Raw genomic sequence first — 25983 nt, 5'->3', positions numbered from 1 at the left:
TCGACTCTTCTTCCTATGATAGGGTCAAACCCGTCTTGGTGAGGTAATTTTTTGCCACGGATAGGCGACTCCTACCGCCATGCTTGTATAATGCCCCGTAAATACACTAACAGTAAGCGGGCGCATTGCGCACCCGGCTTCCGGGAAAGACCCAACCATGATGCACAATGATGTTTTACGCAGTGTTCGCTATATGCTCGATCTGCGTGATGAAAAAATGCTGGAAATCCTGATTTCCGGTGGCGCTGAAGTCAGCCTGCAGGAAATGAACGGCTACCTGACCAAAGAAGGTGAACCGGGCTATCTCCCTTGTAACGATTTCGTGATGGCGCGCTTCCTGAATGGGCTAATTTTTTATCGCCGTGGACGGGATCCACGTTTTCCGGCTCCAGAAGCAGAAAAGCGTGTCACGAATAATGTGATGCTGAAAAAGCTGCGAGTTGCGTTCGAGCTGAAAACAGAGGATCTGCAGGAGATCCTTAAATCCGTAGATTTTGCGATGTCCGAAAACGAACTGAGTGCTTTTTTCCGTAAAGAAGGACACAAGAATTACCGTGAGTGCGGCGATCAGGTGCTGCGGTATATCCTTAAGGGTTTGGCTGAGCGCGTACGTAAGGCGAAGAAATAATAGGAAATCCCCGGCATGCCGGGGATTTTTGACTACATGCGATCCAAACCCTGTTTGACGGCGGTACCAAGGGTCGGTGCCAGCGGCAGACGGGCATTCAGGGTTAACTGCCAAGCATGGTAGATATCCGGTTTACCGGACCAGACCACTGAAGACGGGTTATTGTGCTCGTCCAGTTCGTGCCACCAGCTGCCGTTTTTGGTATCGATCAGAGAGTTAGCAATATAATCCCACAGTGTGCGGTACCAGCTCTCATACAGCGGATTACCGGTACGTTTCAGCAGGCTGGCTGCGGTACTGCAGCTTTCGGCGACGGTCCAGTGCAGACGGTTGTTGGTCACTGGTTTTTTATCCCAGTCGTGGGTATAAACTAGCCCCGGTTCACCGTCGACATACCAGCCATATTTTAAGCCGGTTTTAAACAGGCCTTCCGAGTCAGTCAGCAACCAGTCCGGGGTCTGCTCGCCGTTACGCAGCAGCGCCGCTTCGAGGTGCAGTAACAACCGCGCCCATTCACAGGCATGGCCCGGGGTCACACCGTAAGGGCGGAAGTCATCGGTTGGTTTGTCTTTGTTATAGTCATGCCATTCCTGCCAGTTCTCATCGAAATGTTCGGCCAGGAGATAATCATTGGCACGGGCATGTTTATGGATGATATGGGTAACAATCGACAGGGCACGGTCACGCCATTTCTTTTCACCGGTCACATCCGCCAATTGCACAAACATCTCGGTGGCGTGCATATTGCTGTTACCGCCGCGATAGGCTTCGCAATCTTCCCACTGGCGGCTGAAACTCTCTTTGAGACGACCTTCTTCGTCTGACCAGAAGCGGTTTTCCATAATCTCCGTGGCTTCAGCCAGCAGTTCTTCCGAGCCATCAATACCCGCCAAGCTAGCACTGAGGGCGGCCAGGGTGACAAAAACATGTAAATAAGCCTGCTTACGGCCATCCGGGGTTTGCTCTGGGATGCCGTCCAGCCAGCCACCGTACTCTTTATCACGCAGCACGCCGAGCAGGGCATCAATCCCCCATTGAGCCAGGTCACCGGAGCCGGGTTCACCCTGTAAGGTGGCGATTGAAAAACAGTGAGTCATGCGGGCGGTCAACATGGATTCTGGTTCCGCATCCTCCGGTAACTCGCCGTGGATATCCAGCGCGGCAAATCCGCCTTTCGGGTGTTTGGAGTTGCGGTAAAATGCCATCAGACGGCGGCTCTCTTTTTCTAGCCAGTCATGATGGTAAGGCATACTCAGCCAGCTTTTGGTCAGATGTTTAAATAACATAGTCACCTCTGTATCCGGGGCAGCAGGCCGCCGCCGGGTCAGCGGCAGCCACAAATCATACTTAGCGTAAGAGCGTGCCAGCGGCGGACGCTGCCGGCACGGAAAGACAGGGTGCGGAATTAACCGCCGACCATGGTCCCACCGTTAGGGTGCAGAACCTGACCGCTGATAAAAGACGAGTCGAGACTTGCCAGGAACACGTAAACGGGACCCAGTTCAGAAGGCTGACCGGCGCGACCCATCGGTGTTTCGTGGCCGAAATCTTCCAGCCATTGCGGGTTGTGATGTCCCAGGGTCGCCGGCTGCAGCGGTGTCCATACCGGACCTGGGGCCACGGCGTTGACACGGATACCTTTTGCGGCAATCTGGTTAGACAGTGCACGGGTAAAGCTGACAATCGCCCCTTTGGTGGCGGTATAATCCAGCAGGATTTGCGGTCCGATATAGGCATTTACCGAGGTGGTATTGATGATGCAATCATCTTCTTTCAGATGCGGCAGGGCAGCTTTGCTTAGGAAGAACACCGGATGAATATTGACGTCAAACGTGTTCAACCACTGCTCATCACTGAGGGTAGTGATATCTTCGTTCGGGTATTGGGTGCCGGCATTGTTGACAAGGATATTGAGTTTACCGAACTCTTTGACCACTTTATCAATCAGGTCGCGGCAGCTGTCGGCACTGCGCAGATCCACCGGATAGGCCACACATTTACGGCCTTCTTTTTCAGCCAGTTGCTGCGCAATTTTCGCATCTTGCGCTTCTTCTTCACTGTCAGGAAGATAGGTAAACGCAATATCCGCACCTTCACGGGCAAAATGTTGTACTACTGAACGTCCGATACCACTGTCACCCCCGGTTACCAGTGCCACTTTACCCGCCAGCTTATCGCTGCCTTTGTAATCATCACGGATAAAAATCGCTGCTGGCTCCAGTTTTTCATCGCTGCCAGGTAAGGTCTGTGACTGAGCATGAATTGTTGTCTTCTGAACCATAATTTCCTCCATTTAAGTTCGCCAAGTTGATAAATCGTCGTTGAAATCGCCGTATTTCAGGCTGACATTGCGGTGATTTATCGGCTAGTTTTCTTCAGAACACTTTAAGTATAGAAGCGACATTGGGCTTGTCTAACTGGTAAATTCTGCTCAAATGTTACGCGTATCAGTTAAGGTTCGACAGGGCAGCATCCAGGGCAGCTTTATTACTCTTTATAAATTAGGATGTTAAATACTGGTTATCTTATTGTTTACTGCTTTCAGGTGGGGTAAACCGGAGATAATTTAAGAATGAATATGTACAAATTCTTCACGGCCTTTTGTGAAACATAGGAAAATTTAATATCCGGAAACATTTTCTGCCATCCTAAATGCCTCTACAGCAGTGAGAGAGGTCGATTAAGCGCAGGAATATGACAGTGTCGCACGAACCGATATGGCAGACTTGTCTTCTCGGCATCAACGGATGCCAGCCACAGCGGAGCAACCTATGCAACATACCTACTCAGCCACCATTGCTTGGACCGGAAACCGCGGTAGCGGTACCTCTTCCTATCGCGCCTATGACCGAACTTGGGATATCGCCGTGCCCGGTAAAGCAGTGATCCACTGTTCCAATGATCCTCTGCTTGGCGGTGACAGTGGAAAAATGAATCCGGAGGATTTATTGCTGTCGTCACTGTCTGCCTGCCATATGCTTTGGTATCTCCACTTGGCGTCGGAAGCTGGTATTACCGTGTTGGCCTATCAGGACAGTCCGCAAGGAACTGGCGAAGTCCTGAAGGGCGGTGCTGGGCGCTTTTTATCGGCCACCTTGCAGCCGTTGATCACCGTACCACCAGATACTGATTTAGCACTGGCGTTGGCGCTCCATGATCGTATCCATGAGGTCTGTTTTATTGCCCGTTCGGTGAATTTCCCCGTCAGCTACGTGCCAACGTTTATCCATCCATAACGGCAATGGTCGATCTGGTCTGTCCCAGGCAGTGACCTGTCCTGAATTGGCATTCTCTGACGCTTTCTGCTCCGCGATACTGAGTCTTCACCCCTCGTAGATGGAGAGACAATAATGAAGAGTGCGTTAGTCGTGATCGATGTTCAGGACTCGTTTTTACACAGAGAGTACTGGACTGAGCAAGATTTCCCGCAGTTTAAACACAGTATCTCGCAATTAATTAGCGGCTGTATCGAACGTGGGATCCCGGTGGTGGACGTATTCCACGAGTCGACAGGGGCGTTTGATCCGGCCTCTGGTTGGGTGAAAAGGATGTCCTTTCTCAACCATGACGCGGCAGTGACGGTGCGAAAAAGGGTGCATAATGCCCTGACAGACTCTTCGCTGCTAGAGTGGTTACGGGATCACAACACGGAACAATTGATCATCAGTGGTCTGCGTACCGAACAATGTTGTGAAACGACCGCTAGGGTGGCCAGTGACCTTGGCTTTAAGGTGCTGTTTGTTTCTGAGGCGATGCTGACCTTTGCCATGAACTGGCAGGGGGTCTGTTGTTCTGCGGAGACGTTGAGGTGGCATACGGAAATGGTGCTCAACGGTCGTTTTGCGACGGTCTGTACGGTGGAAGAGTGCCTACAACGGCTGGAGACTTCGCGTTAACCTCATTCTATCTATTAAGGGCACCTGTGGATGACACTTTCTGTCTGGTTTCTGACCTTGCCGGGTGTGATGGCGCTGGATATTACTGGCCCGGCGGAGACGCTCCGTCTGGTGGGTAGTGGGACTCGATTACATTATATCGGCCCCGAGGAGAGCGTGCTCAGTTCGACGCAGATGACACTTAGCGGAATTTTACCGCTACCGGATGTGTTGCCAGTAGGCAGTATCCTGATTATTCCAGGGTTGGAGAACTCTGCACAGCAACTGTCTACCCCGCAGGCGCAGGTTGCCAGAGCGTGGCTGGTTCGCCAGCAGCAGGCTATCCGCCAGCGGCAGATCACCCTAGTCTGTATCTGTGCCGGAGCCTTACTGGCCGCACAGGCGGGGCTACTGGACGGCATTGCCTGTACCACTCATCATCAGGTGATCGCGCGATTGCAGGCCTGCGCCCCAAGGGCCAACGTGCTGGCGAATCGTATCTTTGTGGAAGATAACGGTATCTGGAGCAGTGCCGGGATCACCACCGGTATTGACCTTTCACTGCATCTGATTAATCGTTTTTGTGGCCCGCAGCAAGCGTTGAGTGTTGCCAGAGAAATGGTGGTGTGGTTCCGCCGTTCCGGCGATGATCCACAACTCTCTCCTTGGTTGAGATACCGTAATCATCTGCATCCTGCCCTGCATCGCGCCCAGGACCTGATCAGTCAGCAGCCACAACAATCCTGGCCGCTGGCTGAGTTGGCTAGGCAGGTACATGTCAGCAGCCGCCATTTGACACGATTGTTTACCCAGCATCTGGGGATCAGCGTTGGTTATTTTCATCGGCAACTGAGAGTGGCCCTTGTCCGGCAGCGATTGCAGCAGGGCGAAGGGGTAGAGAAAGCGGCCATGGCGGCGGGCTTCTCTTCTGCTAGGCAATATCGGCGGGCATTGTCGCAGCTCGCCTCTCAGCAGGAGGATGACTGACCCCAACGCTGACGATGATTTTCCCGAGCAGGCAGCAGTTACGCTGATTTCCGGCTGCACATCCGACGGTCAAGGGGTATACTACCAGCCACTTTTTTTCATCCGGCCAAATAGCGTGCGAACTCAACATGCAAAAGTTTGATACCAAGACCTTTCAGGGCCTGATCCTGACCTTGCAGGATTACTGGGCACAACAGGGCTGCACCATTGTCCAGCCACTGGATATGGAAGTCGGTGCGGGGACCTCGCACCCTATGACCTGCCTACGTGCACTGGGCCCCGAGCCTGTCGCCACGGCATACGTGCAGCCTTCCCGTCGTCCGACTGACGGACGTTACGGCGAAAACCCGAACCGTCTGCAGCACTATTACCAGTTCCAGGTGATGATCAAACCGTCACCGGAGAACATGCAGGAACTGTATCTCGGTTCCCTGCAGGCGCTGGGTATTGACCCGGGTGTACACGATATCCGCTTTGTCGAAGATAACTGGGAAAACCCGACGCTGGGTGCCTGGGGGCTGGGCTGGGAAGTGTGGCTGAACGGTATGGAAGTCACGCAGTTTACCTACTTCCAGCAGGTCGGCGGTATGGAGTGTAAACCGGTGACCGGTGAAATTACCTATGGTCTCGAGCGTCTGGCGATGTATATCCAGGGTGTGGACAGTGTCTACGATCTGGTATGGAGCGACGGTGCGCTGGGTAAAACCACGTATGGGGATGTGTTCCACCAGAACGAAGTGGAGCAGTCGACCTACAACTTTGAATACGCGGATGTGCCTTTCCTGTTCAGTTGCTTCGAACAGTATGAAAAAGAAGCACAGACCCTGCTGGCACTGGAAAAACCTCTGCCACTGCCGGCTTACGAACGTATTTTGAAAGCGGCACACAGTTTTAACCTGCTGGATGCCCGTAAAGCGATCTCTGTGACTGAACGTCAGCGCTATATCCTGCGGATCCGTACCCTGACCAAAGCCGTAGCCGAAGCCTACTATGCTTCCCGTGAAGCCTTGGGCTTCCCGATGTGCAATAACAAAAAATAAGAGGCAGCGATGACTGAAAAAACCTTTCTGGTGGAAATCGGCACCGAAGAGCTGCCACCAAAAGCCTTGCGTCAACTGGCAGAGTCTTTTGCCAGTCAACTGACTACCGAACTGGATAATGCCGGTCTGGCCCATGGTGACGTGGAGTGGTTCGCCGCGCCGCGCCGTCTGGCCGTCAAAGTGGCGGCACTGAGCACCGCCCAGGCGGATCGCGAAGTCGAGAAACGCGGACCGGCGATTGCGGCAGCCTTTGATGCTGACGGTAAACCGACCAAAGCGGCCGAAGGCTGGGCGCGCGGTAACGGAATTACTGTTGATCAGGCTGAACGTCTGACCACCGATAAAGGCGAGTGGCTGCTGTACCGTGCGCAAATGAAAGGCGAAAGCGCGGTATCTTTGCTGCCGGAGATGGTGGCCGGTGTCCTGAGCAAATTGCCGGTACCTAAACTGATGCGCTGGGCTGACAGTGATGTCCAATTTGTGCGTCCGGTACACACAGTGACCCTGCTGCTGGGGGATGAACTGATCCCAGCGACGATCCTGGGAGTTACCTCCGATCGTGTGATCCGTGGACACCGCTTTATGGGTGAAGCGGAATTCACCCTTGAGCATGCTGATCAGTATCCGCAGGTCTTACTGGAACGCGGCAAAGTGATGGCCGATTACCAAGCTCGTAAAGCGGCGATTAAAGCGGGTGCCGAAGCTGCGGCACAGACCCTGGGCGGTACCGCTGACCTGAACGATAGCCTGCTGGAAGAAGTGACCTCGCTGGTAGAATGGCCGGTTGTTCTGACGGCTACTTTCGAAGAAAAATTCTTGAAAGTACCTGCGGAAGCCCTGGTATACACCATGAAAGGTGACCAGAAATACTTTCCGGTATACGGCAGCGACGGTCAGTTACTGCCAAACTTTATCTTTGTGGCCAATGTCGAATCCTCCGACCCACAGCAGATTATTTCTGGTAACGAGAAAGTGGTGCGTCCACGTCTGGCGGATGCTGAGTTTTTCTTTAATAGCGACCGTAAACAGCGCTTGGAAGATCAGTTGCCACGTCTAGAAACCGTGCTGTTTCAGAAACAGTTGGGGACGCTGCGCGATAAAACCGATCGTATTCAGGCCTTAGCGGGCTGGATTGCGGCGAAGATTGGTGCCGACGTCAACCATGCAACGCGTGCCGGATTGCTGTCAAAATGTGATCTGATGACGAACATGGTGTTCGAATTCACCGACACCCAAGGTGTGATGGGCATGCACTATGCGCGCCATGATGGTGAGGCTGAAGATGTAGCGGTTGCCCTGAATGAGCAGTATCAGCCACGCTTCTCTGGCGATGCACTACCGGAAGGTGGGGTTTCCTGTGCGCTGGCGATTGCCGATAAAATGGATACCCTGGCGGGGATCTTCGGTATCGGTCAGCATCCTAAAGGGGATAAAGACCCGTTCGCCCTGCGTCGTGCGGCGCTGGGTGTGCTGCGTATTATCGTCGGTAAACAGCTGGATCTGGACCTGCAAACGCTGACGGAAGAAGCGGTGCGTCTGTATGGCGACAAGCTGACTAACGCCAATGTGGTCGAGGATGTGATCGACTTTATGCTGGGCCGTTTCCGCAGTTGGTATCAAGAAGAGGGCTATGCCATCGATACGCTGCAAGCGGTTCTGGCGCGTCGTCCGACCCGTCCGGCAGATTTCGATGCTCGTATGCGCGCGGTCTCTCACTTCCGTACCCTGGAGCAGTCGGCGGCGTTGGCGGCAGCCAACAAACGTGTGTCAAATATTCTGGCGAAATCGGATGAGCCACTGAATGACAGCGTGCAGGCCTCTCTGCTGAAAGAGAATGCGGAAATTACTCTGGCGACCTATGTCAGTGCGCTGACCAGCAAATTGCAGCCTTACTTTGCCGAAGGCCGTTATCAGGAAGCGTTGAACGAACTGGCGGAATTGCGTGAAGCCGTGGATAACTTCTTTGGTGATGTCATGGTTAATGCCGAAGATAAAGCGGTGCGTATCAACCGTCTGACGTTGCTGGCGAAGTTACGCGAGCTATTCCTGCAGGTTGCGGACATTTCTCTGTTGCAGTAACCGGTCAGTGATCGATGAAAAGCGAGCCTTCGGCTCGCTTTTTTTATGGCTGGCGTTCGCTCGTAGAGGTTAACACTCGGCTCCGGTTCTGTGCTAAAACCGTTTTCCTGAGCGATTTACGCGGTGCTGAGGTAATGAAATTTTCTGATCTTGATAATGATAATGACTCCACAGGGCGTCCTGGTTTGGTACACCTGCCGGTATGGACTCGCCAGTCTCTGCAAGGGGCACAGGGTGTCCAACCTCAGGATGATATGCTGGCCGAAGAAGTGCCGGTGGCCTTGGTGTATAACGGCATTTCTCACGTAGTGATGATGGCAACACCGCGCGATCTGGAGGCTTTTGCCCTCGGTTTCTCGTTATCGGAAGGAATTATTGCCTCTGCTACGGAAATTTACGGGATGGAGGTTGCGGCCAGCTGTGACGGGATAGAGGTACAGATAGAACTCTCATCACGGCGTTTTATGGCATTGAAAGATCAGCGCCGTGCTATGGCTGGACGCACCGGTTGCGGTGTGTGCGGGGTCGAACAGCTAGAACAAATCGCTAAACCGCTGGCACCATTACCCTTTAGTCAGCACTTTGATCTGCAACATCTCGATCGTGGCTTAGCGGCACTCAGTGATTTTCAGCCGATTGGCCGCCAGACGGGTTGCACTCATGTGGCGGCTTGGATGTCAGCCTCCGGTGAACTGCTACATGGCTGTGAGGATGTGGGGCGGCACGTGGCACTGGATAAACTGCTAGGCTGTCGCAGTCAGCAGCAGTGGCAAAGGGGAGCGGTGGTGGTCTCTAGCCGCGCAAGCTATGAGATGGTCCAAAAAGCGGCGGCCTGCGGCGTAGAGATCCTGTTTGCCGTCTCTGCGGCGACCGCGTTGGCGGTCAGCGTGGCAGAGCGCTGTGGCCTGACGTTAGTGGGTTTCAGTAAACCCGGTAAAGGGATCATCTATACCCACCCGCAACGGCTTTCTCAGGCCACAATCACCTGATCGAGCTGGCGAGTGAGCGCTGACCAAGCCGGATGTTGTGATGCTTGGCTATCTGAAATCAACAGCTGAATGTCAGCGGGGCGGGCATAGCAGTAGCGACTGGTGATCCCGAGTTTGCTGCTGTCCGCCAACAGAATAAGTTGTCTGGCCTGATGCGCCATAGCCGCGGCAATGGCCGCTTCAGCTGGTGAAAAACTGCTGGCCCCATTGGTTGCATCAACCCCCACCGGAGACAGCAGAGCGACATCGGCCTGATAGCGGTGGATTTCATTAACAGTATTTCCGCCCTGAGTTTGCTGTGTGCCTGCAGACATACTGCCACCCAATAAGATCACGTCATGACTGAGTTGGCTGTCATTTTCACTGGCAGTGAGTGCCAGCGCCGCCTGTAGGCTGTTGGTAATAATGGTCAGGCCGGACATGGTCCGCAGTTCCTGAGCCAGTAGGGTGGTAGTACTGCCGGAATCCAGGAACAGGGTTTGACCGGCATGCAGTTGTGCAACGGCACAGCGGGCAATGGCGCGTTTTTCTTTTTCCTGTGCCGCATAGCGCAGGGGTAACGGCAGTTCTGCGGGGGCTTCAATGGCGACAATGCCGCCGTGTACCCGCCGGGCAACGCCTTGTTGTTCCAGAGCAATAATGTCACGGCGCGCGGTTTCACGGGAGACACCCAGTTCTTTGATGATACGCTCAGTACTGACCTGATGATGGGTGCTGATCAATGAACGAATTCGGTGTAATCGCGTTTCCTGCAACATAAAACATCCTCAATAAAACCGGCGGCGGATAATAACAGTTGTTGCAGTGTAGCGCAGTATGGGAGTCTGGTGTGTGTATTTTATTGCTTTTGTGTATTTAGTTGCATTTTTCTGAAAATACGCCATGATGGAGCCAGACAGTATTGAACCCCGTATGCCCGCTGATTATTGTGACAGGAGTAAGTATGGCCACTCGTTCTACCATCATGGATACCAACAGCTTCCGTGCTGAGCATGCCTCTGGACTGGATGCGGATACCCGTAGTCTGACGGAAAAGCGCAGCCAGGTGCTCGGCGATTCCTATCGCTTGTTTTATCGAAAACCAGTGCATCTGGTACGCGGCGAGGGCCAGTATCTGTGGGATGCTAACGGTGATAAATATCTGGATGTGTATAACAATGTGGCCAGTATCGGACATTGTCACCCGGCAGTGATTGAGGCGGTGACTCAGCAGATGAAAATGCTGAATACCCACACCCGTTATCTGCATGAAACTATTCTCGATTACAGTGAATCTTTACTGGCGACGGCTCCAGCAGAGATCAATAAAGCCATGTATATGTGTACGGGCTCAGAAGCCAATGACTTGGCGATCCGTGTGGCACGCTCTTTTAGCGGCGGTACCGGTATTATCGTCACCAAAGAAGCCTATCACGGTACCAGTGATCTGACCTCTGGCGCCTCTCCCGCACTGGGCAGTGGCCAGCCACTGGCAGCGACGACCCGTCTGGTATCACCGCCGGATGATTATCGTGTTGATGCGCCGGATTTAGGCGCATGGTTTGCGGCGGAAATTCAGCGCCAGATCGATGATATGGCGGCACATGGCATTAAGTTCGCCGGCTTCTTGGCCGATTCCATCTTCTCGTCGGACGGGGTATTACCGAATCCTCCAGGTTTCCTCAAACAGGCCGTGGATGTCGTCCATAAAAACGGTGGGATTTTCATTGCGGATGAGGTTCAGCCAGGCTTTGCCCGTACCGGTGACAGTTTCTGGGGCTTTGGCCGCCACGGCGTAGTGCCGGATATCATTACTACTGGTAAACCGATGGGTAACGGTATCCCGGTTTCGGGCCTGCTGGCTAAAAGTGATGTCTTGGCGACATTCAGTGATGATATTCCTTACTTCAATACTTTTGGGGGGAACCCAGTTGCTATGGCGGCGGCGCAGGCAGTACTGAAAGTCATCGAAGAAGAGAAACTGCAAGAACATAGCCGTGTAGTCGGTGCACAGTTACTCGGCGAATTGCGTAAACTGATGGATCGTCACGAATGTATTGGTGATATCCGTGGTGCAGGGCTGTTTATTGGTTTTGAACTGGTCAAAGATCGCGAAACCAAGACGCCGGATAAAGAACTGGCACTGAATCTGATTGAACGTCTGCGTGAGCACCGCGTATTAACCTCTGTGGCCGGACCTTACGGTAACGTCCTGAAATTGCGTCCGCCGCTCGCGTTCCAAGTGGCCGATATAGATTGGTTGGTCGGTGCGCTGGATAAATCACTGACTGAACTGGGCTACTGATCCCCAAATTTGTCTAAAACTGCTGAATTCTTCTAAGTTCAGCAGTTTTTTTTGTCAGAAAAACAGACCGTTACCCCATTATCGAGACTGATTCTCCTTTTCCCGATCAATTATTTAACTATAATGGAGTCAGTGCTTATACAGCGTGTCCTTTGAGATATGTTGTCCTTAAATCAGAATGGAGAGGTTGAACATGAGTTATTCACTACCATCCCTGCCTTATGCTTACGATGCGCTTGAGCCGCACTTTGATAAGGAAACGATGGAAATCCATCACACTAAACATCACCAAGCTTATGTTAATAACGCCAATGCGGCGCTGGAAGGAACTGAGTTTGCTTCTCTGCCGGTTGAAGAATTAATCACTAAACTGGATCAGGTTCCTGCTGAGAAGAAAACTGCACTGCGTAACAACGCAGGCGGGCACGCTAACCACAGCCTGTTCTGGAAAGGCCTGAAAACCGGCACTACGCTGCAGGGTGAACTGAAAGCGGCTATCGAAAAAGATTTCGGTAGCGTGGAGAAGTTCAAAGAAGAATTCGAAAAAGCCGCGGCTACCCGTTTCGGTTCTGGCTGGGCGTGGCTGGTCAAAAAAGGCGATAAACTGGCAGTGGTCTCTACCGCTAACCAGGACAGCCCGCTGATGGGTGAAGCGATCTCCGGAGCATCCGGTTTCCCTATCCTGGGTCTGGATGTGTGGGAACATGCTTACTACCTGAAATTCCAGAACAAACGTCCTGATTACATCAAAGCGTTCTGGAACGTGGTTAACTGGGATGAGGCTGCGGCCCGTTTTGCGTCTGCAAAATAATCCCTGACTATTTCAGTGATGAACCGGCAGCCTTGGCTGTCGGTTTTTTTTTGCTATGAACCTAAACTTAGCCTCAACCACTGGTGAATTCTCATCAGCAGTATTAATGTTTCACCCTCGATTGAATCTTCGTTGAAGTCACAGCCGATATGCTCTGAGGTCTGTTTACTACACCCAGGCGGCTATGTGACAACCTTACTTCCTATACCTTCTCAAACCTCTCATGGTTCACTGTTATGGTCAGTGATCCGAGGAAGAACCCACCCTGGTCTAGCCTGGGGTAAAAAACGTTTCGCTCTGAAATTCCTACTGCGCTGTTGCTGCTACCCTAAAGTCAGTTTTGACTATTTACAGGCGCTGACCCAGTTGGAAGCCTTTCCACGGCTGATGGATCAACAGGGTCTGTTACCGGCAAAAATTCACCGCCCTTATCTGAGTGCGGGTTTTACGTTGCGTCAGCGTGCATTAACGATCCTTGGACATTATCAGTTCATTGCTGCAGTGCAATCACCCACATTGCGACAACTGTTTAGTCAGACGTCTTTGACGCCTTGGCTGACACTCAGTGGTGCCAATGACAGCAGCTTTCAGTTTAGTTATGGTCCGGCCCGGTTTGATCGAGAAGGTGAGGCGACGATCTGTCTCAGTTATCAGCAACAATCGGTGGCGACGGTGACCTTTGTGCTGACGCCAGTCGGCATGATGATCGGTGGTCTGCAGGGACCGGGTCACGATGATGCCAATACATTGATCCGTGAAGCGACCCGTGCCGCCTATGGCCTGTTTCCCAAGCGTTTGCTGATGGATGTGGTAATGATGCTAGCTTCAGCCTGTGGGATGCCGCAGATCCTCGCAGTGAGTGAGGAAACCCATGTATTCCGTAGCTTGAGATATCGTCGCAGTAAACAGGCTAAATTCTTTGCCAGTTACCGTGATTTTTGGGAAAGCCTTGGCGGGGTGAGCAATACACAGGGGCTTTTTGAATTGCCTTTACAGCTGACCCGTAAGCCACTGGAAGAAGTGGTCAGTAAGAAACGGGCAGAATACCGGCGTCGTTATCAGTTGTTGGATAACTTAGCACAGCAGTTTGATACCGCTGTGGGTGAGGACGCCGGTACACGGTGAGCGGACAGGTGACCGGTCAGAATGCTTTCTTAGCAAAGCCGGTTACGTCAGTGAGCTCCATTTCACGGCCGAGAGCGGTCATCGGGTGAACAATCACAATCCCGCGAACGGTTTTTTTCAACGCGCCGAGGTTGGCTTGCTCTTTTTTGGTGATGGCTCGGCTGAAGGTCAGCTTCTGTAATTTACGCGCTTCGGTACTCAGCTTTTCCTCACGGACACCGCGTAACCGCTTAATTTCCTCTTCTAGCTTGAGTTTTTCTTTCTGGACGTCTCCCAGTTTTTCCATATCACCGGCTTCAATCAACGGTTGGGTTTTATGGTTTAGGGCATCAAGCTGGTCGCTGAGACGCTTAATCTCGGCTTGTTCTGGTTGTTTCATCATCGACTCCTTTGGACAGCGGGCAAGGATACACGAAAACCCCAGCGGGCAGACAGATCTGCGGCAATATTCTTTACCGACAACAGGTGCTGTCGGAAACTCTGCGGGTGAACCCGCAGAGTGGCCTAGATTATTGGGTATTGGCCAGTAAGGGTTGCAACTGGCTAAGTACCGGAGCTGCAGTGGCAATCTGATTGACCAGATCATTGTATTGTTTCACCAAATCCTGGGTCGGGAATTGGACGCTATTGTTATTGAAGCTGACGGTATTGCTCTGAGATTGTAAGAAATCACCGGTACTGATCACTGCACTGGTCAGAGTCTGTAACTGAGGTAATAAAGGTAATATCTGTTGCGCCGGATCGGTGACCGCATGCTGGTAGGCGGCATCATAGGTCTTTTGTAAATCTGCAGGTAATTTTAGTGAAGTACGGCTGCTATCGGCTAAATTACGGGCATTTTCCACCTGCTGGGTAACCACATTTAGGGCACTGGAAGCTTGGCGTAACGTGTCACGTTGAGACTGATAATCTGCCGGCACTTTGATGGTGGCTAACTCATCCGTCACCGGGCGCACACCATCATTGATGGCACGGTTCAATTGTTGTGAGAAGCCATAGAGGATGGCGTAATCCCCGGCAAAATTACCAAAGCTCTTTTTCTGATTTTCGCTGAGCGTTGGCAGCTGGCCGTTGGTGCGCATCACGGTATTCTGTAGAAAGTTACCGAAAGCTTGCGCCTGCTCTGCTTGTTTGTCACCACAACCGCTGAGCTGAAATACCATCAATACTGTTGCCAGCAGAAATCCAGACTGCTTTGCAACACGGAAAATGCCTGATGTCATAAGGAACCTACTCCTGTTATTCGACAACTTGTAAGTTTACAAGCAGAGAGATCCCCAAGGATAGTGCAAACCCACGGGCTCGCCAACGGGCAAACACAGAGAAAACCGTGGGTGATATCATTTTTCCACGTAATAATGCCGGGTTGGCAGACAGTCTTTCAGTTTGGCTGTCATGTACTGTTCGGTTAGGTGGCGGAATCCAGCGGTGGATTGATTGAAAGGGGGCTGGCACAGGCGGCTGATTTGCTGACGGATCTGGTCCTCTGCCAAGGCCCATAACTGCGGATCACCGTCGCGCAGTAAGTCGATTTGAATCAGTTTTTCTACCAGATATTGCCGTGCAAAGTCAGGGTCATTGTCGACGACATCGCGGGTATTATCAATGATATCCGCAAGTTTTATCGTCTGAGCCTGTGGCGAGGCATGAAGGTAATGATGTAACTGACGCTGTTTACGTTGCAATCTACCGTCCTGTTCACGGGCCGGGGGATTGGTGAGCATACTGACCAATAGGGCCACCTCTTTACCGAACAACCGGTAAAGCTGGCGAAATGTCGTGGGCGTATCTTCTAAGGTGTCATGTAACCAAGCTGCGGCCAGTAGACTGTCATCTGTACTGACATTGCGTACCAGTTCTACCACCGCTTGAGGATGGACGATGTAGGGCTGGCCCGTATATTTCCGGCGCTGATCGATCTGTGCATGTGCATCATGGGCAAACTGTGAAGCTTTCTTCTCCAATGGACTTGGCATCGTACACCTCTTACCCGTAAACCTGTAGTGACTATAGAAGGGATTGAGCGTCTCCTGCAAGTCTGAGCACGCATTCCTGCCGCTATCTGTGTATATTGCTAATATTTTCGTGATTTTTCTGAAGTATTCTTTTTATTGCTGATTATTTTGAAATGTGTCGAACTCGTGGGGTGATTCGTACTCTGAGAGGAGAGTGCTGGCATATTTTAAAGTCTTAGGGTTGTTTAATGCATAAAATACAAAATATGAGGCAGGGTTATTTGTCTCTGTTTCTGGCGGTTTATATTGGTATTTTTCTTAATCTACCTGTATTCGCTCGGCGGTTCTCCGGACCGGAAGCCTCTTACTCTTGGTTACATTGGTGTTCTGTCATCACTGAAGTGTTTGCTGCAGTACTGATTTGTTTCCTGTTATTCCGTTTACTGTCTCTGGGTGGTCGGCTGTTTTTTCGGATCGCCGCTAGCCTGTTGGTGCTGATCTCAGTGGCTTCTGCCTACTATATGATGGTGTTCAATGTGGTGATTGGCTACGGCATCATTGCCTCAGTCCTGACCACCGACACTGATCTGTCTAAAGAAGTGGTGGGAGACTATTTCTATCTGTGGCTGGTACTGGTGAGCCTTATCCCTCTGGGCCTTATCTGGATCACCCGTCTTCAGGACAGACTGAGTGGCCGCGGCAGACGCTTGCGGGCACTGGCCGAAGTACTGATTTGTGTGGCGCTGGTGTGGTTGCCGATGCGCTACCTTGATAAACAGCATAAAAAGCAGGATTACAGTGCCAATGTGGATCTACCCAGCTATGGTGGGGTAGTCGCACACTCTTATCTGCCGGTTAACTGGTTAACCGCTACGGGACTATTTGCGTGGTCGAAACTTGACGAAAGCATGACTGGCGGACATCTGTATGATCCGGTCAGCCATTTCACCTATCAGCCGCCAAAAGGGCTGGAGGATACCTATGTGGTCTTTGTGATCGGTGAGACGACCCGTTGGGATCATATGGGCCTGCTAGGTTATTCCCGTGATACCACACCATTACTCAGTAAAGAGAAAAATCTGGTAGCATTTAAGGGGCAGTCCTGTGACACCGCTACCAAACTTTCACTACGCTGTATGTTTGTTCGTGAAGGTGGGGTCGTAAACGATGCCGGAAGAACGCTGAAAGAACAGAATGTTTTTGCGGTTATGCATCAGTTAGGCTTTAGCTCTGACCTGTATGCCATGCAGAGTGAGGTGTGGTTCTATGGCCTGACGGATGTGAATACCATGGCGTTTCGTGAGCAGATCGGTTCAGAGCCTGAAAATACCGGCAAACCGGTAGACGATATGCTGTTGATCCCGAAACTACGACAGTCGATTGCTGCCCACCCGCAAGGAAAGCATTTAGTGATCCTGCACACCAAAGGTTCGCATTATCTCTATTCACAGCGCTATCCTCGCAATTTTGCTCACTTTACGCCGGAATGTATCGGGGTAGATGATTTCTGTACGAAAGATCAACTGATTAACGCTTACGATAACTCGGTACGTTATGTCGATTACATGCTGGATAATGTGCTGGATAAATTGCGGGATAAGAAAGCGATTGTGTTCTATGTGGCGGATCACGGAGAGTCGATCAGTGAGAATACCCATTTCCACGGTACCCCGCGTGAGATGGCCCCGGCTGAGCAATTCCGGGTCCCGATGCTGGTATGGGCTTCGGATAACTATCTGGCCGATGACGGTAACCGTCAGCGCTTCGCTCTGTTACAGCAGCAGGCAAAGGCTGGCGTAACTCATCGTCATACTGATCTTTATGACTCTATTTTGGGGTGTATTGGTTATACGTCACCCGATGGAGGCATCAACCCGAAAAATAACTGGTGTCAGGCACCTTCCAGCGTGAAAACCGAGTGATCGGGCAAAAATGCACCGCCAGTGGTTAGCAGGTATCCGTCATGCTGACTTTTTAAACAAACGCTTGCGGGTTTGTGAAAAAGCGGTTGACGATACCCAGGGGCAGCAGTAATATTCGCCCCCATCGGCGAGTAGCGCAGCTTGGTAGCGCAACTGGTTTGGGACCAGTGGGTCGGAGGTTCGAATCCTCTCTCGCCGACCATCTTCAAAGAAACCCGCTACGGCGGGTTTTTTTACGCCTAGAGTAAATAGAGGATGAGAACCTCCGAAGGAGGTTTGAGCCGAACGAAGTGAGACAACGTCGCGCAGCGACGGCCCGAAGGGGCATCATCCTCTCTCGCCGACCATCTTCAAAGAAACCCGCTACGGCGGGTTTTTTTACGCCTGTAGAAAGTGACCTTGGTCGTTTTGGATAATGGGTTGGTTAAAAACAACGCCATTATCTATCAGATTTCATCCTAATCCTTGAAAGGTAGGCGTAATCATCAATAACAGATAAGGTGTCTTGCGATATACTCAACCTAATTTAATGACATACTCTCCGGAGAATCTCTTGCGAGTTCAGCGTTCACTTACTCTAAAACAGATGACGATGGTCTCCGCGGTAGCGGTTTGGGTTATTTGTATCTTTGTGCTGCTACAAATGTTTCATTCCGTCCAGCAACGCCGGGTGGAGTATGTCCAACAACTGGAAAGTATTGCCGGTTCGGTACGCGCGCCACTGTCGATGGCGGTGCTTAATGGCGATTTGCCCGCTACGCAACGGATACTGAGCCGGCTACGGCCTGTCGGTATTCTCGGCCAGGCAGTTATAGCCTCACCGGCATACCAGAATCTGTTGCAAGTAAATTTCAGTAATGACCCGCCGATGCCAGCGTGGCGCTCGTGGCTATTTTGTCTGCCGGTAAAAGTGACGGTGCCCCTCTATCCGCTGGCCGAGGAAGGCCGGGCTGCCCCGCTGGGTTGGCTGACGCTGACGACCTCGCCGGGGCGTGATGACCAGTTTGTCCGTAGTGCCTTTTCCACCATGGTCATGACCTATCTGCTGCTGGCACTGGTGTTGTCGATTGCGGTGAGCTGGTTTATCAACCGTTTAATGGTTCATCCGTTGCGTAATATCTGTAAGCAGTTACAGAGTTTCGGTACAGCTTCGGGCAGTAGCGATCGGCTGATATTACCGGCAGGGCATGATGACGATGAAATCGGCGTACTGGTGCGCAGCATTAATCAAGATCGGGCGTTACTGACCTCCGTCAATAATGAGGTAGAGCGCCTCAATACCCGTTTCCGGCTGACAGATTTGCCGAATCGCACTCTGTTTCTGGCATTGCTGGAACAGTTTCTTACGCAAAAAAATAAACATCGGCAGATTTCAGTCATGGTGGTACGGGTCTGTTTAGTCCCAGATATCTTGCAGCCTAAAAGCAGTGAAACCTTTCAGATGTTGATGGCCAGAAAGATCCGTCGTTTTAGTGCCGAGGGATCCGTCACCGGGCAACTTTCAGCCACAGAGTTTGTGATGTGTTGTTATGACGTGACGCAGCCGTTACAGATGATGCGTCATGCAGAACAACTGATGAAGGAACTAACGCAGGTATTAACCCTGCAAGAGGTACCGGTACGGCCGACGGTTAGCATCGGTCTGGCAAGGATGGAAAAGGGGCAGGCCAATGCGACCGAACTCCTAGAGCGGGGGATCTCCGCGATGCACTCAGCCAGTCAAGAGGGCATTAACCAGATCATGTTTTTTGATCCGCAAATGACGGAGCGAGCCAGGCAGCGCATGGCTCAGTACCAAGATATTCTGCAGGGGATCCACAATAAAGAGTATGCACTCTATATTCAGCCCCAGGTTGATATGAACAGCGGTGAGTTGGTGGGGGCCGAAGCGTTATTGCGTATCCGCCGTGAAGATGGTCGCTATACCCTGCCGCAGGAATTTATCACTACGGCTGAAGATATTGGGGTGATGCCGGAGATCGGCCGTTGGGTATTTGAGGAAGCTTGTCGCATACTATCCGTTTGGCAGTCTCGGGGGATTACCCTGCCATTGAGTGTTAACACTTCCGCATTGCAATTGCAGGACCCGTCGATGGTGAGTCATCTACAAAATCTGTTAAGCAGCCTGAAGATTATTCCGGGCACCTTTGTGCTCGAACTGACTGAAACGGCACAGATTGCTGATACTGAGCGGGCAATGGAGCTGTTGCGGCCTATCGAGGAAACCGGAGTTTCGGTGGTGCTGGATGACTTCGGAATGGGGTATTCCAACCTTAACTATCTGCATCAGTTCCGCTCGCTGCCGGTCAGACGCCTAAAATTGGACCGAGGCTTTGTGAGCGGTCTGCCCGCTGATGACACCATGGTGCGAGTCGTGTCATCCATTGCTGGAATTATGAAACTGGATGTCGTCGCCGAAGGCGTGGAAACGGAAGAGCAGCGAGACTGGCTGATTGCCCGTGGCATTCATATCGCTCAAGGATTTCTCTATTCTCCTGCGTTATCAGAGCAGCAGTTTAACCAGCAGTGGCTGCCTAAGATGGCGAACTAACCCCTTCACCGCTACCGGTTACCGGTAGCGGTGCTCTCTGACTACGTAGGGGGCGGTAATTTTTATGCAGAATTAGCGTTTTTTGCTGGGTTATCACGCTATTTCCTAGAATTCTGCAACATTTTACCTCAATAGTGGCTTTTTCCTTGCCGCATTGCCGGACATTTGGATAATAGCGCCCAAAATTTAATGATTTTTTTAATTCATTAATGCGACTTTCCGCTTTTTCCGCGGTCGAATTTACAATGATCTATTAAAAACAGATTCGGTCTGCGCTGAAAAATGCACATCACCATGAAATAACGATGAAAATAACAATTTTCATTCTGAAGATTAGGGGTTTACATGCAGGGCACTAAATTCTTGTACTGGATGAGTAGCGTGATCGTCGTCGCCGCCAGTTTTACGTTGCATGCAGAGACCCTACAGCCAGATCCTGCTTGGCAGCAGGGGAAACTGAAAAATGGCTTTAGCTGGCAGGTTCTTTCGACACCTCAGCGTCCGAGTGACAGTGTAGAATTGCGATTGGTGGTGAACAGTGGTTCCGTGAACGAGGGCGATGCACAGGCGGGTTACAGTCATCTCCTGACACGGGTGGCCTTGGTGCATAACACCGCGATCTCGACTGCACAACAGCGTGAATTATGGCAGCAAAGTATTAATAAACAGCGGGCACTCTCGCCGGCCATCACGTCCTATGACTATACGCAATATAATCTCAGCCTACCGGCGAATCGACCAGACCTGATGAAGGATGCCCTGCAATGGCTGGCGGCGACCGCTGGCAATATGGCGATTAATCAGCAGGTGGTGAATACCGCTGAAATGGCTTCCGATCCGACCAGTACTTGGCCGCCAACCCCGGATTCGGCTTGGTGGAATTACCGTGTAAAGGGGACTGTCTTACAGGCCCACGATCCTCTGACCAACGCCAGTTCACCGGTCAATATTGCACAACTGAATGATTTTTATCATCAATGGTATACCCCGGATGCCATGACCCTGTATGTGGTTGGGAACGTTGATAGCCGCAGTCTGGCAGAAAGCATCACAAAAACCTTTTCTGCTCTGAAAGGGCAGCGGAGCACGCCGGCACCGATGGTGGTGCTGCCGCCATTATCTGGGGATGCAGTCAATCTACAGGACAGCCAGCGTGCCTCTGATCGTTTATCTCTGATTTGGGATATGCCCTGGACGCCAATCACCGATTCGCAGACCTTGCAGCAATACTGGCTAAGCGATCTCGCACGGGAAGTATTGTACTGGCACCTGCAACCACAACAAGAGGCCAAAACCCCGGCGGATGTCCTTTATGGTCTGGATTGCCGAGTGTTTTATCAGCGTGCTCAGTGTGGGCTAAGTATCGATACTGCTGGAGATAATCTTTCGCAGCAGCTACAGAAAGTCGCCAACGATTTTGTCGCACTGCGTGATAACGGTTTGTCACAGAGCGCTTTTGAACAACTGATCACCGCGAAAACTGCGGAGTTGAATACTCTGTATGCGACCTATGCGCACACCGGGACCCAGATGCTGATTGCCCAGCGTCTGCGCTCACAACAGAATAATGTGACGGATATTTCCCCAGAGCAGTATCAGCGCTTACGTCAGGCGTTTTTAACTGGACTGACCGTAGACACACTGAATCAACAGTTACGGCAGTTGTTCTCTCAGCCGCTGACCCTAGTACTTTCTCAGCCGGCAGGAGAGACTACCGTGCCCGCACAGACACTGAGGGCGCAGTTTGATGCTATTGTCTCACCTGCGCAGACTGACGGCAGCACAGATACCTCAACACCGGCTCAACAATAGCTGCAGTGGCGTCAGTTACTGACGCCACAATACTTTGATGATGTGATAGCCGAAGCTGGTCTTCACCGGTCCATAGGGCATCAGCAACGGGCAGGAAAATACAGCTTTATCAAAAGCTGGTACCATTTGTCCGCGACGAAATTCACCGAGTTCTCCACCTTTACGGGCGGACGGGCAGGTCGAATATTTCTTTGCCAGTTGCTGAAAACTGGCCCCTTTTTGTAGACGCGTCAGTAATTCTTTCGCCTGAGCTTCTTCTTTCACCAAAATGTGTAATGCGGCGGCTGTTTTTGCCATATCTCGACTCCCTGAATCTGAGATGTGTATACTTGCCGCCTTATATATCATCCTTTACTCCATCAACAGAGCGATTTTTTATGCGTTTAAATCCTGGTCAGCAACATGCTGTCGAGTATGTGACCGGCCCGTGTCTGGTGCTGGCCGGGGCCGGTTCCGGCAAAACCCGCGTGATCACCAACAAAATTGCTCACCTGATCCGCCAGTGTGGCTATCAGGCTCGACATATCACCGCCGTCACCTTTACCAATAAAGCGTCCCGAGAAATGAAAGAGCGTGTGGCGCAGACGTTGGGACGCAAGGAAGCGCGCGGGCTCTTCATCTCGACATTCCATACCCTGGGGTTGGAGATCATTAAGCGTGAGTATGCGGCGCTGGGAATGAAGTCTAATTTTTCTCTGTTTGATGATCAGGACCAGATGGCGTTACTGAAAGATCTGACCCGGGAGTGGCTGGAGGAGGACAAAACCCTGCTACAGCAGCTGGTTTCCACGATCTCGAACTGGAAAAATGATCTGACGGATCCGGCGACCGCCACGGCTCAGGCACAGTCAGAACAGGAACATACGTTCGCGCACTGTTATGCTTTGTATGATCGGCATCTGCGTGCCTGTAATGTGTTGGATTTTGATGATCTGATCCTGCTGCCAACCTTGCTGTTGCAGCGAAATGAACAGGTGCGGGAACGCTGGCAGCAACGTATCCGCTATTTGTTGGTGGATGAGTATCAGGATACCAACACCAGTCAGTATCAGTTGGTGAAGTTGCTGGCCGGTGCTCGGGCGCGCTTTACGGTGGTGGGTGATGATGACCAGTCGATTTATTCTTGGCGCGGCGCACGGCCACAAAATCTGGTACTGCTGAAACAGGATTTCCCGGCTCTACAGGTGATTAAGTTGGAGCAGAACTACCGGTCTTCGCAACGTATTCTGCGGGCCGCCAACATTCTTATCGCTAATAACCCACATGTGTTTGAGAAAAAACTGTTTTCTGAACTTGGGGAAGGCAGTCAGCTAAAAGTGATCACCGCCAATAATGAAGACCATGAGGCCGAACGGGTGACCGGTGAGCTGATTGCCCATCACTTTATTAATAAGACCCGCTATCAGGATTACGCGATCCTTTACCGTGGGAACCATCAGTCACGGGTCTTTGAAAAGCTGCTGATGCAGAACCGTATCCCTTACCGGATTTCCGGTGGAACGTCTTTTTTCTCGCGTCCGGAGATCAAAGATATCCTCGCCTATTTACGGGTGTTGACTAACCCGGACGATGACAGCGCATTTCTACGGATCGTGAATACCCCGCGTCGGGAAATCGGTCCTGCTACCCTGCAGAAACTGGGTGAGTGGGCGGGGATCCGCGATAAAAGTCTGTTTCGTGCCAGTTTTGATCTTGGCTTAGCAGAACGGATGCCTGCCCGATCTCTGGAACATTTACAGCGTTTTACTCACTGGCTGGCGTCTTTGGTGGCGCTGAGTGAACGAGAACCGGTAGCAGCGGTCCGTGATCTGATCCATGGCGTGGATTACGAAAGCTGGTTATACGAAAGTTCCGGCAGCCCGAAGGCCGCTGAAATGCGGATGAAAAACGTCAATACCCTGTTCCGTTGGATGACAGAGATGCTAGAGGGCTCTGATCTGGAGGAGCCGATGACCCTGACCCAAGTGGTTACTCGCTTCACGCTGCGCGATATGATGGAACGTGGGGAGAGCGACGAAGAGCTGGATCAGGTGCAATTGATGACTTTGCATGCCTCTAAAGGACTGGAGTTCCCTTACGTCTATTTGGTCGGTATGGAAGAAGGCTTGTTACCACATCAGAGCAGTATTGATGAGAATAATATTGAGGAAGAGCGTCGTCTTGCTTATGTGGGGATCACCCGTGCCCGTAAAGAGCTGACCTTTACTCTGTGCCGCGAGCGCCGACAGTATGGCGAGCAGATGCGTCCAGAGCCAAGTCGCTTTCTGCTGGAATTGCCGCAGGATGATTTGGTATGGGAAGGCGAGCGTAAAAAAATGAGCAGTGAGGAGCGGATGGTCAACAGCCAAAGCCGAGTGGCGGGACTGAGGGCGATGTTGGAGCAATCGAAAAAAACGCAGAGCTAAATCCACCGGCCTACTGGCCGGTGAATGCGGTTATCTCAGGCTGAGGGTCCAGTGGACATAGCTTTGATAATAAATCTCCTGCTCAAGAAACTCAGCCCGTAACGGATGAGCCTGCAGCCAACCGGCGGGGAGTGTCAGTTGCATGCTGTCATCATCTGCTTGGAGTCTGAGGGCAGGCAGGGTGTCATCACGACGGCGACTGGAGAAGATGATCGCCAGACGCAGCAGACGGCAAATACGTTCTGCCAGCCGTGGCGGCAGTGCATTCTGCCGAGCCAATAATGCCAAGTCGATACTGCCCTGCTGGTTTTCCAGCATCGAAGAGAGTAGGTTCTTCTGCGCTGGCGTAAAACCAGGTAAATCGAGTGAGCGCACCAGATACGCGGCATGACGTGGGGCTTGGCGGTGCTCGACACTCAGACCGATCTCATGAATGGCGCAGGCACTTAGCAGTAGTTCTCGGCAGCGATCATCCAGTTTCCATGCCTGGCTGACCTGGCGAAAAAAGACATCAGCCAGCTGAGCGACTCGTGTGGCTTGATCAGTATCAATAGCAAACCGCACTTGGATAGTGTGCAGGGTACGGGTACGAATATCTTTGTCGACGGGCAGATTGAGCATGCCATATACCAAGCCTTCGCGCAGTGCGCCGCCAGCCAGCGTCATACTGTCTATCTGTAACGTCTGAAAAACGGCAATCAGAATCGATAAACCGCTCGGGAAGACCAGTGCACGTTCCAGGGTCAGTCCTTCGATCTCAAGCTCCTCCAGCTTACCGCACTGAATGGCCCGCTGTTTCAGCTGCTGCAGTTTACTCAAGGTGATCTGCTCATCCATCCCTTGGGCGACCATAATTTCTTGCAGCGCCTGAACAGTTCCTGACGCGCCGACACAGATCTCCCAACCTTTTTCACGCAGCACTGTGCTAATTTGCTGAATTTTCTCTCGTGCAGCCGCTTCGGCCCGCTCGAAGTTATCGCGGGTCAGGCAACGATCGGTGAAATAACGATCCAGCCAAGTGACACAGCCCATCTGCAAACTAAAAAGGGCAGTAGTCTCCGCCCCAGAACCGGTTACCAGTTCAGTACTGCCGCCACCGATATCCACCACCAGACGCTTATCGGAGCCACCGGTAGTATGGGCAACGCCCTGATAGATTAGCTGTGCTTCTTCTTCACCGCTGATCACTTCCACCGGACAGCCGAGGATTTCGCCGGCCACGCTCAGAAACTGTTGGGCATTTGTCGCCAAGCGTAATGTGGCAGTAGCCACTACCCGTATCTGGCTGGCAGGAATGTCCTGAAGCTGCTCTGCAAACAAGCGCAGGCACTGCCAGCCACGGGCCATCGCCTCGTCAGACAGGTGGTTTTCCTGATTCAGACCGGTAGCCAAGCGCACTTTACGTTTGATCCTCGTTACGGTCTGGATACTGCCGGAAATCCCGCGCACCACCAGCATATGAAAACTGTTAGAACCTAAATCAATAGCAGCATAAAGTGATGATGCGCTTTGCATGGCAG

The 25983-nt window shown here is 51.9% G+C and carries 22 protein-coding genes, 1 tRNA gene and 1 other RNA gene; 16 read left to right on the top strand and 8 right to left on the bottom strand.

What is annotated here, in order from left to right; all coding sequences use genetic code 11:
* Positions 1-157 precede the first annotated feature (157 nt).
* Positions 158-628 carry a YehS family protein gene (locus DW47_RS0103170; RefSeq protein WP_029684898.1) on the top strand — a complete coding sequence of 157 codons (471 nt, stop codon included), beginning with the start codon at positions 158-160 and terminating at the stop codon, positions 626-628.
* A 32-nt stretch (positions 629-660) separates the two neighbouring features.
* Here the strand turns inward: DW47_RS0103170 and DW47_RS0103165 are convergent, their stop codons facing one another.
* Both DW47_RS0103165 and DW47_RS0103160 read right to left on the bottom strand, forming a co-directional pair.
* A complete protein-coding gene (locus DW47_RS0103165; protein ID WP_029684897.1) occupies positions 661-1914 on the bottom strand; it encodes a D-mannose isomerase in 1254 nt (417 codons plus the stop codon).
* Between the two features lie 119 nt (positions 1915-2033).
* A complete protein-coding gene (locus tag DW47_RS0103160) occupies positions 2034-2909 on the bottom strand; it encodes an SDR family oxidoreductase (RefSeq protein WP_029684896.1) in 876 nt (291 codons plus the stop codon).
* Between the two features lie 490 nt (positions 2910-3399).
* Here DW47_RS0103160 and DW47_RS0103155 point away from each other — a divergent pair, with 490 nt between their 5' ends.
* The 6 genes from DW47_RS0103155 (at position 3400) to fdhD (ending at position 9598) form a co-directional block, all read left to right on the top strand.
* Entirely contained in the window at positions 3400-3864 is a 465-nt protein-coding gene (locus tag DW47_RS0103155) for an OsmC family protein (protein ID WP_029684895.1), read from the top strand.
* Between the two features lie 114 nt (positions 3865-3978).
* Positions 3979-4524 (top strand): isochorismatase family protein, encoded by a 546-nt coding sequence (locus tag DW47_RS0103150; protein WP_338151546.1) that lies wholly within the window; start codon positions 3979-3981, stop codon positions 4522-4524.
* Positions 4525-4554: 30 nt separating this feature from the next.
* A complete protein-coding gene (locus DW47_RS0103145; protein WP_029684893.1) occupies positions 4555-5490 on the top strand; it encodes a GlxA family transcriptional regulator in 936 nt (311 codons plus the stop codon).
* Between the two features lie 128 nt (positions 5491-5618).
* Positions 5619-6530 (top strand): glycine--tRNA ligase subunit alpha, encoded by a 912-nt coding sequence (gene glyQ / locus DW47_RS0103140; RefSeq protein ID WP_029684892.1) that lies wholly within the window; start codon positions 5619-5621, stop codon positions 6528-6530.
* 9 nt (positions 6531-6539) lie between these two features.
* The gene (gene glyS, locus DW47_RS0103135; RefSeq protein ID WP_029684890.1) at positions 6540-8609 is read left to right on the top strand and encodes a glycine--tRNA ligase subunit beta; all 2070 of its coding nucleotides are present in this window, start codon (positions 6540-6542) and stop codon (positions 8607-8609) included.
* A 134-nt stretch (positions 8610-8743) separates the two neighbouring features.
* A complete protein-coding gene (gene fdhD, locus DW47_RS0103130; RefSeq protein ID WP_029684889.1) occupies positions 8744-9598 on the top strand; it encodes a formate dehydrogenase accessory sulfurtransferase FdhD in 855 nt (284 codons plus the stop codon).
* On the opposite strand, the gene DW47_RS0103125 is transcribed toward fdhD, so the two are convergent.
* Positions 9580-10356 (bottom strand): DeoR/GlpR family DNA-binding transcription regulator, encoded by a 777-nt coding sequence (locus DW47_RS0103125; RefSeq protein WP_029684886.1) that lies wholly within the window; start codon positions 10354-10356, stop codon positions 9580-9582. The two genes, fdhD and DW47_RS0103125, sit on opposite strands and share 19 nt — an antisense overlap.
* A 185-nt stretch (positions 10357-10541) precedes the next feature.
* On the opposite strand from DW47_RS0103125, the gene DW47_RS0103120 reads away from it, so the two are divergent.
* The 3 genes from DW47_RS0103120 (at position 10542) to DW47_RS0103110 (ending at position 13818) form a co-directional block, all read left to right on the top strand.
* Positions 10542-11882 carry an aspartate aminotransferase family protein gene (locus DW47_RS0103120; RefSeq protein ID WP_029684885.1) on the top strand — a complete coding sequence of 447 codons (1341 nt, stop codon included), beginning with the start codon at positions 10542-10544 and terminating at the stop codon, positions 11880-11882.
* 193 nt (positions 11883-12075) lie between these two features.
* Positions 12076-12693 carry a superoxide dismutase [Mn] gene (sodA, locus tag DW47_RS0103115; protein ID WP_038027078.1) on the top strand — a complete coding sequence of 206 codons (618 nt, stop codon included), beginning with the start codon at positions 12076-12078 and terminating at the stop codon, positions 12691-12693.
* Positions 12694-12879: 186 nt separating this feature from the next.
* Entirely contained in the window at positions 12880-13818 is a 939-nt protein-coding gene (locus tag DW47_RS0103110) for a VirK/YbjX family protein (RefSeq protein ID WP_051150810.1), read from the top strand.
* 16 nt (positions 13819-13834) lie between these two features.
* Here DW47_RS0103110 and DW47_RS0103105 read toward each other — a convergent pair whose 3' ends face one another.
* From DW47_RS0103105 to DW47_RS0103095, 3 genes are all read right to left on the bottom strand, one after another.
* Positions 13835-14197, bottom strand: coding sequence for a YibL family ribosome-associated protein (locus DW47_RS0103105; protein WP_029684882.1), 363 nt, complete (start codon positions 14195-14197; stop codon positions 13835-13837).
* Positions 14198-14327: 130 nt separating this feature from the next.
* A complete protein-coding gene (locus DW47_RS0103100) occupies positions 14328-15041 on the bottom strand; it encodes a DUF3053 family protein (protein WP_029684881.1) in 714 nt (237 codons plus the stop codon).
* 117 nt (positions 15042-15158) lie between these two features.
* Positions 15159-15794 carry an HD domain-containing protein gene (locus DW47_RS0103095; protein ID WP_071846603.1) on the bottom strand — a complete coding sequence of 212 codons (636 nt, stop codon included), beginning with the start codon at positions 15792-15794 and terminating at the stop codon, positions 15159-15161.
* Positions 15795-16021: 227 nt separating this feature from the next.
* On the opposite strand from DW47_RS0103095, the gene eptB reads away from it, so the two are divergent.
* The 5 genes from eptB to DW47_RS0103070 all read left to right on the top strand — a co-directional run bounded on the left by eptB (position 16022) and on the right by DW47_RS0103070 (position 22058).
* Positions 16022-17695, top strand: a complete 1674-nt coding sequence (eptB, locus tag DW47_RS0103090; RefSeq protein ID WP_029684879.1) for a kdo(2)-lipid A phosphoethanolamine 7''-transferase — start codon at positions 16022-16024, stop codon at positions 17693-17695.
* Positions 17696-17820: 125 nt separating this feature from the next.
* Positions 17821-17897 (top strand) — tRNA-Pro (locus DW47_RS0103080).
* A gap of 32 nt (positions 17898-17929) precedes the next feature.
* Positions 17930-18042, top strand: a non-coding RNA gene (locus tag DW47_RS16835) — RtT sRNA.
* A gap of 206 nt (positions 18043-18248) precedes the next feature.
* A complete protein-coding gene (locus DW47_RS0103075; RefSeq protein WP_029684878.1) occupies positions 18249-20246 on the top strand; it encodes an EAL domain-containing protein in 1998 nt (665 codons plus the stop codon).
* 345 nt (positions 20247-20591) lie between these two features.
* Positions 20592-22058 (top strand): M16 family metallopeptidase, encoded by a 1467-nt coding sequence (locus DW47_RS0103070; protein ID WP_029684877.1) that lies wholly within the window; start codon positions 20592-20594, stop codon positions 22056-22058.
* Positions 22059-22073: 15 nt separating this feature from the next.
* Here DW47_RS0103070 and ppiC read toward each other — a convergent pair whose 3' ends face one another.
* Positions 22074-22355, bottom strand: a complete 282-nt coding sequence (gene ppiC, locus DW47_RS0103065; protein ID WP_029684876.1) for a peptidylprolyl isomerase PpiC — start codon at positions 22353-22355, stop codon at positions 22074-22076.
* An 80-nt stretch (positions 22356-22435) separates the two neighbouring features.
* Between ppiC and rep the strand changes: the two genes are divergently transcribed.
* Positions 22436-24463, top strand: a complete 2028-nt coding sequence (rep, locus tag DW47_RS0103060) for a DNA helicase Rep (protein WP_029684875.1) — start codon at positions 22436-22438, stop codon at positions 24461-24463.
* Between the two features lie 30 nt (positions 24464-24493).
* Here rep and gppA read toward each other — a convergent pair whose 3' ends face one another.
* Positions 24494-25978 (bottom strand): guanosine-5'-triphosphate,3'-diphosphate diphosphatase, encoded by a 1485-nt coding sequence (gene gppA / locus DW47_RS0103055; protein WP_029684874.1) that lies wholly within the window; start codon positions 25976-25978, stop codon positions 24494-24496.
* Positions 25979-25983 lie beyond the last annotated feature (5 nt).

The organism is Tatumella saanichensis (assembly GCF_000439375.1).
GTDB lineage: Bacteria > Pseudomonadota > Gammaproteobacteria > Enterobacterales > Enterobacteriaceae > Tatumella > Tatumella saanichensis.
Note: the sequence above shows the minus strand (reverse complement) of the source record. Positions and strands in the feature narration are given on the sequence as shown.